This window comes from Bacillus sp. XT-4 (genome assembly GCF_050864245.1).
Classification (GTDB): domain Bacteria; phylum Bacillota; class Bacilli; order Bacillales; family Bacillaceae; genus Bacillus; species Bacillus altitudinis.
Window position 1 is genome coordinate 1 of sequence record NZ_JBPAFI010000001.1, and the last position, 12,513, is coordinate 12,513.

17 protein-coding genes are annotated in these 12,513 nt (G+C 36.8%); 5 read left to right on the forward strand and 12 right to left on the reverse strand.

Annotation, left to right across the window (positions count from 1 at the left end; translation table 11 throughout):
* Positions 1–15 precede the first annotated feature (15 nt).
* The 5 genes from ACRRMM_RS00005 to ACRRMM_RS00025 all read right to left on the reverse strand — a co-directional run bounded on the left by ACRRMM_RS00005 (position 16) and on the right by ACRRMM_RS00025 (position 3,861).
* A complete protein-coding gene (locus ACRRMM_RS00005; RefSeq protein ID WP_034646476.1) occupies positions 16–330 on the reverse strand; it encodes an ArsR/SmtB family transcription factor in 315 nt (104 codons plus the stop codon).
* Positions 331–1,060: 730 nt separating this feature from the next.
* A complete protein-coding gene (locus tag ACRRMM_RS00010) occupies positions 1,061–1,513 on the reverse strand; it encodes a VOC family protein (RefSeq protein ID WP_025207410.1) in 453 nt (150 codons plus the stop codon).
* Between the two features lie 106 nt (positions 1,514–1,619).
* Entirely contained in the window at positions 1,620–2,333 is a 714-nt protein-coding gene (locus tag ACRRMM_RS00015; protein ID WP_035391913.1) for a DsbA family oxidoreductase, read from the reverse strand.
* A 126-nt stretch (positions 2,334–2,459) separates the two neighbouring features.
* Entirely contained in the window at positions 2,460–3,080 is a 621-nt protein-coding gene (locus tag ACRRMM_RS00020; protein ID WP_065460436.1) for an FMN-dependent NADH-azoreductase, read from the reverse strand.
* A gap of 127 nt (positions 3,081–3,207) precedes the next feature.
* A complete protein-coding gene (locus ACRRMM_RS00025; protein ID WP_432450759.1) occupies positions 3,208–3,861 on the reverse strand; it encodes an NAD(P)-dependent oxidoreductase in 654 nt (217 codons plus the stop codon).
* Between the two features lie 240 nt (positions 3,862–4,101).
* Between ACRRMM_RS00025 and ACRRMM_RS00030 the strand changes: the two genes are divergently transcribed.
* Positions 4,102–4,683, forward strand: a complete 582-nt coding sequence (locus ACRRMM_RS00030) for a TetR/AcrR family transcriptional regulator (protein ID WP_017367339.1) — start codon at positions 4,102–4,104, stop codon at positions 4,681–4,683.
* Positions 4,684–5,051: 368 nt separating this feature from the next.
* On the opposite strand, the gene ACRRMM_RS00035 is transcribed toward ACRRMM_RS00030, so the two are convergent.
* Positions 5,052–5,633 (reverse strand): NAD(P)H-dependent oxidoreductase, encoded by a 582-nt coding sequence (locus tag ACRRMM_RS00035; protein WP_035391910.1) that lies wholly within the window; start codon positions 5,631–5,633, stop codon positions 5,052–5,054.
* Positions 5,634–5,756: 123 nt separating this feature from the next.
* On the opposite strand from ACRRMM_RS00035, the gene ACRRMM_RS00040 reads away from it, so the two are divergent.
* On the forward strand, positions 5,757–6,101 hold the full coding sequence (locus tag ACRRMM_RS00040) for a winged helix-turn-helix transcriptional regulator (RefSeq protein ID WP_007499303.1): 345 nt from the start codon (positions 5,757–5,759) through the stop codon (positions 6,099–6,101).
* 155 nt (positions 6,102–6,256) lie between these two features.
* Here ACRRMM_RS00040 and ACRRMM_RS00045 read toward each other — a convergent pair whose 3' ends face one another.
* From ACRRMM_RS00045 to ACRRMM_RS00070, 6 genes are all read right to left on the reverse strand, one after another.
* Positions 6,257–6,418 (reverse strand): hypothetical protein, encoded by a 162-nt coding sequence (locus ACRRMM_RS00045; RefSeq protein ID WP_216099516.1) that lies wholly within the window; start codon positions 6,416–6,418, stop codon positions 6,257–6,259.
* 209 nt (positions 6,419–6,627) lie between these two features.
* A complete protein-coding gene (locus ACRRMM_RS00050) occupies positions 6,628–7,731 on the reverse strand; it encodes a threonine synthase (protein WP_065460444.1) in 1,104 nt (367 codons plus the stop codon).
* Positions 7,732–7,803: 72 nt separating this feature from the next.
* Positions 7,804–8,178: a RidA family protein gene (locus ACRRMM_RS00055; RefSeq protein WP_017367342.1), complete on the reverse strand. Its 375-nt coding sequence runs from the start codon at positions 8,176–8,178 to the stop codon at positions 7,804–7,806.
* Between the two features lie 11 nt (positions 8,179–8,189).
* On the reverse strand, positions 8,190–8,840 hold the full coding sequence (locus ACRRMM_RS00060) for a helix-turn-helix transcriptional regulator (protein WP_035700980.1): 651 nt from the start codon (positions 8,838–8,840) through the stop codon (positions 8,190–8,192).
* A gap of 162 nt (positions 8,841–9,002) precedes the next feature.
* Complete coding sequence (locus ACRRMM_RS00065) at positions 9,003–9,662, reverse strand: TetR/AcrR family transcriptional regulator (RefSeq protein WP_048001490.1); 660 nt, start codon at positions 9,660–9,662, stop codon at positions 9,003–9,005.
* Between the two features lie 63 nt (positions 9,663–9,725).
* Positions 9,726–10,895, reverse strand: a complete 1,170-nt coding sequence (locus ACRRMM_RS00070) for an FAD-dependent oxidoreductase (RefSeq protein ID WP_048001472.1) — start codon at positions 10,893–10,895, stop codon at positions 9,726–9,728.
* Positions 10,896–11,151: 256 nt separating this feature from the next.
* Between ACRRMM_RS00070 and ACRRMM_RS00075 the strand changes: the two genes are divergently transcribed.
* From ACRRMM_RS00075 to ACRRMM_RS00085, 3 genes are all read left to right on the forward strand, one after another.
* Positions 11,152–11,340: a hypothetical protein gene (locus ACRRMM_RS00075; protein ID WP_008343767.1), complete on the forward strand. Its 189-nt coding sequence runs from the start codon at positions 11,152–11,154 to the stop codon at positions 11,338–11,340.
* Positions 11,341–11,437: 97 nt separating this feature from the next.
* Positions 11,438–11,605, forward strand: a complete 168-nt coding sequence (locus ACRRMM_RS00080) for a YdhR family protein (protein WP_113745365.1) — start codon at positions 11,438–11,440, stop codon at positions 11,603–11,605.
* Between the two features lie 93 nt (positions 11,606–11,698).
* A complete protein-coding gene (locus tag ACRRMM_RS00085; RefSeq protein WP_019744143.1) occupies positions 11,699–12,466 on the forward strand; it encodes a pentapeptide repeat-containing protein in 768 nt (255 codons plus the stop codon).
* Positions 12,467–12,513 lie beyond the last annotated feature (47 nt).

Here is a 12,513-nt window from a genome sequence, read left to right on the forward strand (position 1 = left end):
CAAACCCATCCCTCCTTACGAACAAGAAATGTTTGTTGCTTTATGTTGTATACTTTTTAAAAGGTCATCTTCTTTATCAATTTGATTTAAGATGATCCGAATCGTCTCAAATTCTGGAGACAGTGTATTGATTGAATAATAACGCCACTGCCCTTTTCTGTTCTCATGAACAAATCCAGCTTTTTTTAATTTTCGTAGATGCTGACTAATCGCTGGTTGACTCATTTCGAACATATCTACCAGTTCACAAACACAATATTCTTTCTCCAAAAACAATTTCATCATGATCAGTCTTGTTTGATCACTGAGTGTTTTTAAACAATTCGACATATGTGTCACACCAATTGAAACATCTGTACTCACAATGATTCCCCCTCTTTTCAACTCCTTCAATAGTATATAACTGAAAACTTATATAATCAATTGATTATATGAATTCAAACAAAAATTGATTCGTGTGAAAATGATTGATTTAAATACCGACTTCTCTTCTTCAAATGAAACCACATAGTTATTTAAATAGCCCAGTTCTCTATATTGGCAAAAAAGGTGTTGATAAAAACAAAAGACAGAGGTCTTGTGCCTTTTATCATTCGAGTGAAATTAAATAATCAAGAAGAAAAAACTTACGAGGCAAAGACGGTTATACATGCCACTGGTACGTGGAAAAACCCTAACCCAATAAATGCTGAAGGGATTATGACAGAAAATGAAAAAAGAGTTGCTAATCGAATGGCATTCCTGATATTTTAAATCGCGATCTGACTCGGTATCAGAATTGCATTGGGCATTCTGCTGTTAACACTTTGCTAGAGCTGCCAAAGCTAAAAGAGACATCAAAAAGCACAGAAATGATATGGATTTTAAGAAAGCAGGATATTAGTGAGGTATTAAGAGGAGAAAACAATGATCAATTGCCTGCAAGAGGTCAATTAGATGGAAAGGACCCTTCTTGGTGTCCTATGATCAGAAGGTGAAAGAGGGTCCACAAATTAAGATACAGTTATTGTTTCAACTAATTAAAGGACCCTTGTTCTTGTCTTGGTACAAATTAGATAGGTCATAAAGGTTTTTGGGGTAATTCCATTATTTGAATCTCCATCCCCCATGAAGTTGTGATATAGAAAAATCCAAGAGAGCTCAGCTCTCTGACTTTAACATCAGACTGTTCTGCAAAATATTTTAAAGCCTCTTCTATATCGGTAACTGTAATAGCTAGATGGGCTACACCGATATCACTGGGTTTTAGGTGAACATTCTGTTGATCTGGCGTCGACCATTGAACCAGTTCGATCTTTCTACCGCCATATTGCAAAAATGCCGCCCCTTCTACAACTGAATGTTCGTGAACCCCAAAGTACCTTTTTAAACTATCGTCCTCAAATTGCATCCGTTTTGGCCGGAACAAGACTTCAAAACCCAAAATATGAGTGAAGAATTCAACTGCTACTTCGATATCGGGTACTACAAATCCTGAATGCTCGATTGTACCTTGAAAAATTGTATTTTTCATATCGCTAAACCCCTTTGATTTTTGGAAGTAAATGTTTCATTATAAAGTGGTATTTAAAGTAGCTATATCAATCTTTTGTGATTTCTATATCTTTTTTGAATATCCATTAAAATTTACATGTTCCATCTGAACAATATTCATCGAGCGACGACTCTAATTTATGCTCTTCAACCTTACGATTCCCGTACTCTTCTTTCCATACCTGTTGTAATGTTTCTAAAAACACTTCGCTAGGTTGTGCTCCTGAGATGACATATTTATCATTCACAACGTAAAAGGGCACGCCCTGAATCCCAATTTTAGATCCCTCGGCTCTATCAGCTGCGATATTCTCGCTATATTGATCATTTGATAAAACATCCAAAGCTTCGTTGCCATCAAGACCTATTTCACTTGAAAGTTGAGCAAGTGTTGCGTGATCACCGATATCTAGTGAATCTGTGAAATGAGCTTTCAAAATACGTTCCATAAACTCCCGAATCTTCCCTTTCTCTTTTGCATAATAAGAAAGACGAAGTGCATCATATGAATTCGTAGGAATCATTGTATCAAATTGATAATCTAACCCAACCTCTTTTGCTTTCTGTTTCAATTGATTGTTCAGTACTTTTGCTTTTTCATATGGGACACCATGCTTAGAGGATAATACTTGATGGATATCCATTCCTGTATTTTTTTTCGCATATGGATCTAATTGAAAATGTCGAAATAAGACTTCGACCTCTTCTTTATGTTCAAACTGTTCTAACCCTATTTCAAATTGACGTTTGCCAATATAACAAAACGGGCAAACAAAATCAGACCAAATTTCTACTTTCATCCTATGTTCCCCCTTTATGATTTTAATGAATGTATTTTGTCTATTCTTCTTTATTACGCTTTTGAACGTGCGAGGTGGGATGATGTTAATTAAAATCTTTTTAACTAATCCCACCAATGCTCTTTTTTAAAACGTTCGTGCTACCGTTTTTGCTTTTTCAATTGTTGAAGTAACAATTTCTTCTTCTTTAGTTGGATCATAGTCAATACCTTCAACAAAAATCGTTGGTTCCACTTCAATTCCAACAAACTTTAGCGCACCTCTTACGTAAGAATCAGAATGTTCCATTCCAATTGCCTGCGAATAAAATCCTCCCATTCCATGAATATGGATTGCTTTTTTCCCTTTCATCAATCCTTCTGGACCTTCTGATGTATATTTAAACGTTTTTCCAGCACTCATGATTGTATCAAAATAGGCTTTTAATAAAGGTTGGATTCCTAAATTCCACATTGAAGACTGAATGATGTATTTATCTGCTTCCATAAATTGCTTTGTGAATGCATTCACTGCTTCTATTTTTTGTGCTTCAACATCTGTTAGCACTTCCCCACTTCTTAACTTCTTTTGTCCAGTTAAAAAATCAGCATCGATTAATGGCACATTTGCATAATAGACATCTACTTCTATTATTTCATCTGTTGGATTTACTTCCTTATATTCATTGATAAATGCTCTAGCAACTTGCGTACTTCTTGATTGTTCCTCACTTTGAGGTGTTCCTTTAACAAATAATACTTTTGACATGATCATTTCCCCTTTATGATTTTGATTTTGAATACTTATAAAAAGAATTCACACGCAATGTTTTGGTATGACTCTAAATGATTCCTATAATTTCTGCTGAATCAACAACCTCATACAAAAAGCTGATTTAATCATTATAAACAATGGGCATTTTTCCGATTAATTGGTGTTGCCTAGCAGCGTCATACATGAGTTTAGCGACATTTTCCCTAGATACGGACATTTTAGCTGGCTGATCGCCGAATGAATAACCGTAAGATTGCCCGTTGTATTTGATATTAGGATTAATAATTCGAACGACTGTCCAATCCAGGTTCGATTGTTTAATCAGTTCTCCCATCTTCTTCATTTCGGCATAACCATTTGGCATGAGAAGTTTAGGCAATATTCTTGGCAATATCGTCGATAAGCTTTTCTTATCGTCTTCAGATTGCAAGGCTGGCGTCGCGAGTGTAATCAACCTTTTTTTGGTGAACTTCTTCATCGCTTTGACAATTCGGTTATGTCCATCGGCGATCGGTGTACCTTTTTGTTTTCGAGACAAATCAATGCCGGGACCTAAGGTGCTTATCACGACATCAGCTTCTGAAACTGCCGTTTCAATAGCTGAAGTGTTCGTTAGTTCACCCGTTACAATGCGTAAATTCGAATGCTTTTGCTTGATTTTCTCAGGGTTTCTAACATATACCGTAACGATATCTCCGTTTTCTAATGCAAACTGTGTTAAAAGTTGACCGATTGCACCAGTTGCACCAGTTGCACCAAAAATAGTGATGTTCATGGTCGTCTATCTCCTTTTGTTATTCAGAATGATCACAATGATCACAATGATTTCCTTGATCAAAAATCTTTCGTAATAACATGTGTTATTTAAGCAACGCGCGTTGTATAATTGATGATAAGATGAAAAAGAATAATAAACAATAACCAAAATAGCCAATATGTAGTTTACGCAACACTTCTAATGTATTGTCGTTTTTAGACAAGATGATGAACCCTAAAAGGAGAAGAAAAAATAATTATGCCAAAAAAAGATCCGAGAATACTTCGTACAAGACAATTGATTGTAGACTCTTTTCTTTCGTTAGCTAGTGAAAAAGATTTCAACCATATAACGGTACGTGATATCACAGAAAAGGCTACTATTAACCGGGCTACATTTTATGCGCACTTTGACGATAAATTTGATTTATTACATTCTACAATCACCAATACATTTACAGACAAATTGAAAAAAAGACTCAATGATCACGATGGATTCAATGAAAAAGTCATTGCAAATATTTTTCTAGCCATGTGTGATCACCATAAAGAGATAAGCGACCTATGTCCCAAAGGTTATCATTCTTTAGGAACTATTATCGAAAGTAAAATTAAAGAGGAGTTACAGAAACTAATAGCTGATCTTATGCTAAAAGGAACTAAAAACATCATCGAATTAGAGGATAAACAAATGGTAGCAACCCTATCTACTATGCTAAGTTGGGGGATATACGGAGCTGCATACACATGGAATAAGGATGGAAGACTTATTTCATCAGAAGAGCTAGTGACTAAGACCCTGCCTATCTTTAAAAATGGCATGAGTCAGTATTATCTTTAATGAAAATGATGTTAACAATCTGCTTGAGCCGGCAGTGCTATAAAAAATATTAAAAAAACACAGAAATGGTATGGATTTAAATAATGGTGTATTTGGAGGAGTGCAAGAGGTCAATTAGGCAGGCACGATTTGTTGTTGCTTAAATGACTGGTGATAAAGAGTCTGCTGAAACGTGTAGCACTAAAGTTATAAAGCTTTACTTTAAATAGTGGGATTCTTATACGGCTATTGTTTATCAGGTCATACAATGGATCTGCATTTACCATCTTGTTCAAGCCTATCCTTTTGTTTGTTTTTCAAAACTTCTACGACCTTCTCAATAAATTAAATCGGTCGTAGAAGTTGGCCCTTATTTGTTGTACTGTAAATCAAATATTCTGGGATATTTCTTTTAAGAATTGCTTTCTCTTTTCATCTGTTGTTAAATTCACTCTAGAAAAATGAATCCATTTCGTGGATTCATTTTTCAATCCCAAATCTGCTAGCGTTCTGTTAATAAAAACGCTTTGAATGGCATTTCCAGCTTCAGATTCTATATACTCTTTATCTGTAGTTGATGTTGAGATCACGGTTGTTTTTTTTATATTTGTTAATAAACCTTTTAAAGTACCAGTATTTTGATCTTCAATGAATGCGAAACCGCTTAACATCACTTTATCAATAAATCCTTTTAAAATAGCAGGTAGATCCCACCACCAGACTGGGAATATAAATATCAATTCTGTTGACTGTTTTAATTTTTCTTGATAATCCTTCACTAATGAATAAGGCGTTTCTCCTTTATGAAAATGCTTTAATTCTTCAGCTGTAAAAACAGGATTAAATCCATCTTTATATAAATCGATTACTTGAAACGGTTCTCTCTTTGTTTCTAATTTTTCTGTTATGGAAGTCAAAATGGCATGATTATAGCTTCCATCCCAAGGATGTGCATAGACAATCGTTTTCATTATTCATTCACCCTTTTTCTGAGTTTTGCATCATTTTTTGATGTACATTGATTTTATTGTATGCTATAACATACTACAAGTACGGTAATCAAAGTGCGATACTAACCCAAAGGAGAGTATAAAATGAATGAGGAGTCCTTCCAGACGAAAGCTGAGCTAAAAGATACTGGTTTTGGGTATACTTTGTCATTAATTGGTGGGAAATATAAAATGCCAGTTCTGTATGCTTTATATTCAAACGATGGTCCTGTTCGCTATAATCAGCTGAAACGTAAGCTCGGAACGATTTCTTTTAAAACATTAACCAATACACTAAAAGAGCTTGAGGCGGATCACTTAATTCATCGTAAAGAATATCCCCAAGTGCCTCCAAAAGTAGAATATAGTTTATCTGAAAAGGGCTTATCACTGATGCCTGTATTAGATGAGATATGTTATTGGGGAGAGAAACAAATGAAAAATAATTAGGTAGAGTGGAAAGAAAGCTACTACGGTTTAAACATACTTTTTAAAGTAGCTTTCTTCTCATCTTATATCAATCCGATTGGCTCATTTTGTTGATGCGCTAACTCCATTTCTTCTGCCAGATAGAGATCGTTCATTTTATCCATATCATCATCTGGTCAATTTTGGATCAGTTTACGCAATTTAACTGCAACGGTCTGACAAACCTCTGGCATTAAGTAACTATCAGAATCCGAAAGGTCAAGCAAAGGAATGATGTCATCTGTAAAGTTTTCAAATGGTATGTCCCCGCCAAATCCCTCCATTTCATCTAAATTCATACCGATACATGCTGCTAACCTGTATCTAAAATCATGGAAGTCGGTGTAAGACCAATGTGCTTCTCAATGAGTAAAATCCATTCCCACGAATCATTCCTCCGTTTTCAAATTGTAATGGTCGTTTCAACACTCGCAAATATCACTCCTGATTGATCATATAATAGGTCAACGAGGCACGCAACTCTCTATTCTACCTGGGTTTCTAAGGTTTATGTTGATTTAATCCCTGCACCACAAAGAGGAATGATGATGGTTTCTTCTGATTCCTTTTGATATTTCATGTAGCCAGCAAAATTGATGGCAGATGTCACCTCTACATAAAATCCTTTCTCACTCAGTTTAGAGCGTGCATGTAGAATTTCTTCTTCTTCAATATCAATGAACGTACCAGTCGTCTTGTATACAGCTTCTAAAATTTGTTTGGAGCGAGCCGGGGCAGCAATAGCGATTCCTTCTGCTACAGTCCCTTTATTTGTCACAGGCGTTGCTGATTCCTCCGCATGTTGAAAAGCTTTCACAAGTGGTGCACAGTTCTTTGCTTGTACAGCAACAATTTTCGGTATTTTATGAATGAGACCATTTTCGAATAACTCTCTAAAGCCATAATACGCACCGAGCAGCAGAGTGCCGTTTCCAACCGGAATGATTAAAGCATCCGGTGCTCCTTTTAGTTGCTCATAGATTTCATAGGCGTATGTTTTTGTACCTTCGAAAAAATAAGGGTTATAGACATGGCTTGCATAAAAAACGTTTTCCTCGTCTACTGCCTTTTGGGCCGCAGCTGCAATGTCCTCTCGTGTACCATGAATTTCTTTAATCGTTGCTCCGTGGGCTTTTATTTGAGCAACTTTTTTAGGTGACGTTTGATCACTTAGATAGATGTCACAGGCAATACCACAACGCGCCGCATACGCAGCAATTGCCGTTCCTGCATTCCCGCTGCTATCAGCAATGACTTTTGTTACCCCTAATTCCTTAGCTTTTGTCATTAACACAGCTGCTCCACGGTCTTTAAATGATAGTGTAGGCATCATATAATCAACTTTTACATATGTGTTTGGCTCATTAGGATCTAGAACGATTAAAGGAGATTGGCCCTCGCCCATTGTCACAGTTTCCCACGTCTTAGAATCTTTTTGAAATGGCATGGTTTCAACATAACGCCATAATGAATTTGGATAGTGATCCCAAGCTGTGACGTCTATTTTCGGGGTATCTTTCACTAGATTGAATACTCCACCACAATCACATTTCCATAGAGTTGGTGTCATCTCATATTTTTCCCCGCAATGGTTACAAATTAATTGATTCATTCATCATCTACCCCTTTGAATATTTTTTTATATAAAATATAATTTTTTATATAGGGTGGTCAAAAAAATATTCTAAATATATGCAATGGCATCCATTTCAATTTTGAAACCAAAATGTAATTCATTCGTTGGTACAATCGTACGTGCTGGTTTATGTTCACCGAAAAATTCAGTATAAACCGCATCTACTTTGTCCCATAATTCAATATCTGAAATGTATAATGTCATGCGCAAAATCTTTTCTTTTTGACTTCCAGCAGCCTCTACAATCATCTCTACATTCTTAAGCGCTTGTAATGTCTCTTTTTCAATGGGGCCGAACTCTTTTTCTGTCGTTTCAGGATTGATAGCAAATTGTCCCGACACATAGACCGTGTTTTGATGAATGGTTGCGAATGCATAGTGTCCGTTTGATTTTAGATTTCCTACCTCGAGTATGCTTTCCATTTTGACACTCCTTACCTCGATTTATTTTTGATTTCATCCAAATAGCTATAGACCGTTACTTTGGAAATGCCTAACATAGATGCGACCTTCTCAACAGATCCTTTCATTAAAAAAATGCCCTTTTCATCCATGAATTTGATTAGTTCAATTTTTTCATGACGTTTCATAACTGGATGAACACTGTTTTGAATGATTTGTTGGATCAATTGATCTACTATTTCTTCCACATTTTCAAGATCATCATTTGATGTTGTTTCTTTCTCTTGAGCTTCCACGTGTGTAGTAAGAAAAGTATCCATAAATTGCTGCATTTGATTCAGTGCTTCAACATCAAAATTGATACAGAAAGCACCGATCACTTTTTGCTTTGAATCACGTATTAATGAAGTCGAAGAACGAATCGTACGCTTATCTTCTGTTACAAATGTATAACCAGCCAGATAATCTTCTTTAAAATCTTCTGATTGTAATACAGTCTTGACTAGATGATCAAATGATTGGCCGATTTCTCTTCCTGTCACATGGTTATTTACTGTAAACATGACAGATGCTTGAGGATTCGTTAAATCATGAATCACCACTTCACAATTTGGTCCAAACATTTTTGCAGTAGATTTTGCTAAAGGAATATAACTCTCTAATAACTTTTTAATATGTTCCATGCCTAAGCACCTCATTTTTTTATTCCACTAGATTATATAATTTTTTATATATAAAAACAATATATAGATTTATTTATATATTGTAATGCTCACAAGATCACAAATACGAAAATCACCATATAAAAAAAGCAGCCATTGACTGCTTTTTGCTTATGCTCCTTTCTAATTGTCTTCCTGCTGGATTCCATACAAAATGACGTCAATTCCCCATCGGAACCGTTCCATTGATACGGTATCACCTGCAAACATTTCTTCTTTTACACGATGAATGAAAGGAAACTGCGTTTTGTCTGCTTGAAGAAATGCTTTTTTTGTGTCTGAAATCTGTGAAGAGCCTTGTTTCTTCCAAGAGACCTTTTCGTATGCTACAGAAGATACGTATAACAGCAATAGGTCTACTCCCCATGCTGCAGATGTAGATTTGATCCCGCCTTCATGCAATGCAGCGAGAATATGTTCGGTCAACTGAAGAAAGTTCGTTCCTTGTGGAATGGTGGAAAGAGAAATTTCAGCGAGACCAGGTTTTTCGAATAGCAGGAGGAAATAAGTATGCAATAGGTCGAATAACTGTTCTTTCCATGTGCTATCCTTTGAATCTGGATAGACCATTTGTCCGAGACCATAATCCAATACGTAAGCACTGAGTTCTTGAACATTGTTCACGTAGACATACAAGGATGCAGGTCCCGTATCCAATGCTTTAGCCACCTTACGCATACTCATGCCCTCTATCCCATGCTCCTTAAGAAGCTCATAGGCCGTTTTCACAATAAGCTCACGGCTTAAGGGTTCTTTAGCCGGCCGAGACCGGCGACTGATCATACGACGATTTGAATTGTTCATACTCTCTTTATAACATGTCAAAGTAAAATAGTAAATTGAGCATCAATCATCATCCTTTTGAAAAGAATTCATCATATCTGCAAGCTTGACCGCAGCGTCTTTTGAAAAACACAGTTTTAAACTATTCTCCGATTCATTAGCTTTTTTCGATGAATATTCGTACATCATGTCTTCGTATTCTTCAATCGCCTTTTCAAAATGATGAGGATGTCGGACAATAGCAAGTGCTAGCTCCCTTGCATCAAACATCGCCATGTTCACACCCTCGCCTGCGAATGGTGACATGACATGAGCTGCATCACCGATAAGCGTTACTCCTTTATGACGATTCCATTTGAAACCGACAGGAAGCGTATAAATCCGTCTTGGAATGATGGCATCTTCTGCATAACGAATATAATTTTTCAGCTGATCGTCCCAATCACTAAATAACGCCAATAATTGTTCTTTTGCTTCTTTCGCTTGATGAAACGGAATACCACAAGTCTCGATCCAGTTGCGTTCTACCATAAGGCTTGCATACACTTTGATTCGTCCATCTCCGTTTAACTGCCCAATCAGTCCTTTGTGGTCTGCCAAAGCAAACATCTTACCTCGTTTATTAAATTCAGCTAAATCAGGGTGGTTCTCCTCTACGCTTAAGACATTCAGTTCTAGCATCGTGAGCCCAGAGTATTCAATCTCAATATCTGTTAACAGAGGACGCACACGAGAAAAAGCACCATCAGCCCCAATTAAAAGATCAACTGTCTCGACAACCCCGTTTTCAAAATGAAGCTCTGTCATACCACTTTCTAATGAAACGCATCTTTCTAGTTTATACCCATATTTGATGGTTTCAGCATCAATTTGTTCTAACAGTAGTTCACATAACACACCACGATCAATTTCCGGGCGAGTACCTGTTTGATCTGATTCCGTTTCTTCATCTAAATAAATTCTTCCTGATTTATCAAGTAATCGGAAATCTTCCCCTTCATAGCGGGCGTTCCTTTGAAATTTCTCATAAACTCCTGCTTCTTTTAAGGCTTTTTGACCTGTTTCTTCGTGAATATCCAGTGAGCCGCCTCGTTCAAGGCTCTTGTCATGCATCTCTCGTTCATAAATGGTTGTTTGTATACCGTAATTTTGCAAAATTAAGGCAAGTGTTAGTCCCCCAGGTCCTCCTCCGATGATAGCGATTTGCTTTTGATTCTTAGATAATGACGTCATCTTCTGCATCTCCTCATCCCTTTGTGGAAATCGTTTTAAATTCCATTTCATTTATATTATAACGAACATCGTTCGTAAAGAACAGTGTTCGTTTAAAATCGTTTGTTGTACGATTTTGTTTTCATGAAAAGAAACCCATCGCCCACCCTCATATGATACACTCCATCTAGGAAGGTTAAAGGTTGTCGAATCATAACAATGATACTTAGATCAGTAGGTCTCCAGTGTTCTCACTCTAAGTGTAAGAGGTGTTTCTATGAATAAATTGTTTGCCATGTTGATATTAGGATTAGGCTTTAGTGGTGCCGCACTTATTCTTTCTATCCCTTTGTTATTCAAAGTCAAACCAGAGCAAACTGAGCTGGTGTTTGCTGCTGGATCGGCGGGCGCTTTCGCAGTATTCGCTGTCTCATGCCTAGTTCTTCAAAAACGATTCAATCGCTAAAAAACCTAAACAAAATCCACCGTCATGAACAGTGGAGATGTGTTTAGGTTTTTGTGATTTCAGTCAAAGAATGTATACAAGCTGACCCCGATAGGGAATCTATTTATTCAAAACAAAAGAGACTGCTGAAACATATCACGATATGCACTCTAAACGAATCACTAGCTTTGGCATAATAGATATCAATGCGAAAATCTTTGATATGAATTCTGACCTTCCTCATATCACAAAAGGTCCATTAAACGCATATCGTTTTGTGATATAATCTTGAGTCAAAGACAAGCGCTAAGAGAAAATGAACTGGCTGAATGGACATCATGACTGTGAAAAATTCTGAAGAAATGATAGGGTGATAGCGATGAGAAGACTTGAGTCTGGTATATCAGTAGACAACGAAACATTTTCTGATGTTGCCAGATATGAAAACGAAAAAATTAGCAGAACGACAATCATCAACTCAAATGTTCGTTCTCCTATTTTTTGGAGCTGTCACTTGGATCATCTTGTATTTGATACGTGTGATCTGACGAATGCGAGATTTTTTGCCGGTAGTACGATTGATCATCGTACTTTTAGTCATTCAGACTTGCGCTCTGTGGGCATTGGCAAAAACGAAGCTGTCTTCACCAATTGCGAATTTTCTTCCTGCGATATGAGGGGAATGACATTGGAGAATGCTACGTTTATCGATTGTACTTTCTCTAATTGTAGATTCAATGACCGTGTTTTACAGGCAGCGAACATCGTCAATTGTACCTTTGCTGGTAAGCTAATAGATATAACGTTTGAGGGAAATGGCAAACAAAAGCTGATCGCCAATTTTGAAAACTGCACCCTTGATGGTGTTCGTTTTATAGGCTGTGACCTAGCGGCATGTATTCCGCCAGCATCCAAAAACCATTTATATGTTGAACATGTATCTGCACGTGTGAAAAAGGCCTTAGAGAAGATAGATGATGATCCTACTCTGTCTGATCATGATCGGAAAATACTAGTGCGGAGTCTGCGGAAGCTTGAACAAATGGAACAGTATATTTTTAACACGAAATATATGGAGAACATACATGGGGCCGCTTTTGTTGAACGCTTTTTCAGTCATCTTGGATGTAGCAAGGATCACATGTAACGTTTGCTACATCTCTTTTCCTATTTTATCTTTATGTGGTACATCAG

What these genes read in the sequence shown, in the direction of transcription:
- ACRRMM_RS00060 (WP_035700980.1), bottom strand. Translation starts at nt 8,840, where the DNA reads ATGGAACATATTAAAAAGTTATTAGAGAGTTATATTCCTTTAGCAAAA.
- ACRRMM_RS00045 (WP_216099516.1), bottom strand. Translation starts at nt 6,418, where the DNA reads ATGAATTTAGATGAAATGGAGGGATTTGGCGGGGACATACCATTTGAA.
- ACRRMM_RS00010 (WP_025207410.1), bottom strand. Translation starts at nt 1,513, where the DNA reads ATGAAAAATACAATTTTTCAAGGTACAATCGAGCATTCAGGATTTGTA.
- ACRRMM_RS00005 (WP_034646476.1), bottom strand. Translation starts at nt 330, where the DNA reads ATGTCGAATTGTTTAAAAACACTCAGTGATCAAACAAGACTGATCATG.
- ACRRMM_RS00040 (WP_007499303.1), top strand. Translation starts at nt 5,757, where the DNA reads ATGAATGAGGAGTCCTTCCAGACGAAAGCTGAGCTAAAAGATACTGGT.
- ACRRMM_RS00025 (WP_432450759.1), bottom strand. Translation starts at nt 3,861, where the DNA reads ATGAACATCACTATTTTTGGTGCAACTGGTGCAACTGGTGCAATCGGT.
- ACRRMM_RS00055 (WP_017367342.1), bottom strand. Translation starts at nt 8,178, where the DNA reads ATGGAAAGCATACTCGAGGTAGGAAATCTAAAATCAAACGGACACTAT.
- ACRRMM_RS00070 (WP_048001472.1), bottom strand. Translation starts at nt 10,895, where the DNA reads ATGACGTCATTATCTAAGAATCAAAAGCAAATCGCTATCATCGGAGGA.
- ACRRMM_RS00035 (WP_035391910.1), bottom strand. Translation starts at nt 5,633, where the DNA reads ATGAAAACGATTGTCTATGCACATCCTTGGGATGGAAGCTATAATCAT.
- ACRRMM_RS00020 (WP_065460436.1), bottom strand. Translation starts at nt 3,080, where the DNA reads ATGTCAAAAGTATTATTTGTTAAAGGAACACCTCAAAGTGAGGAACAA.
- ACRRMM_RS00065 (WP_048001490.1), bottom strand. Translation starts at nt 9,662, where the DNA reads ATGATCAGTCGCCGGTCTCGGCCGGCTAAAGAACCCTTAAGCCGTGAG.
- ACRRMM_RS00085 (WP_019744143.1), top strand. Translation starts at nt 11,699, where the DNA reads ATGAGAAGACTTGAGTCTGGTATATCAGTAGACAACGAAACATTTTCT.
- ACRRMM_RS00015 (WP_035391913.1), bottom strand. Translation starts at nt 2,333, where the DNA reads ATGAAAGTAGAAATTTGGTCTGATTTTGTTTGCCCGTTTTGTTATATT.
- ACRRMM_RS00075 (WP_008343767.1), top strand. Translation starts at nt 11,152, where the DNA reads ATGAATAAATTGTTTGCCATGTTGATATTAGGATTAGGCTTTAGTGGT.
- ACRRMM_RS00050 (WP_065460444.1), bottom strand. Translation starts at nt 7,731, where the DNA reads ATGAATCAATTAATTTGTAACCATTGCGGGGAAAAATATGAGATGACA.
- ACRRMM_RS00030 (WP_017367339.1), top strand. Translation starts at nt 4,102, where the DNA reads ATGCCAAAAAAAGATCCGAGAATACTTCGTACAAGACAATTGATTGTA.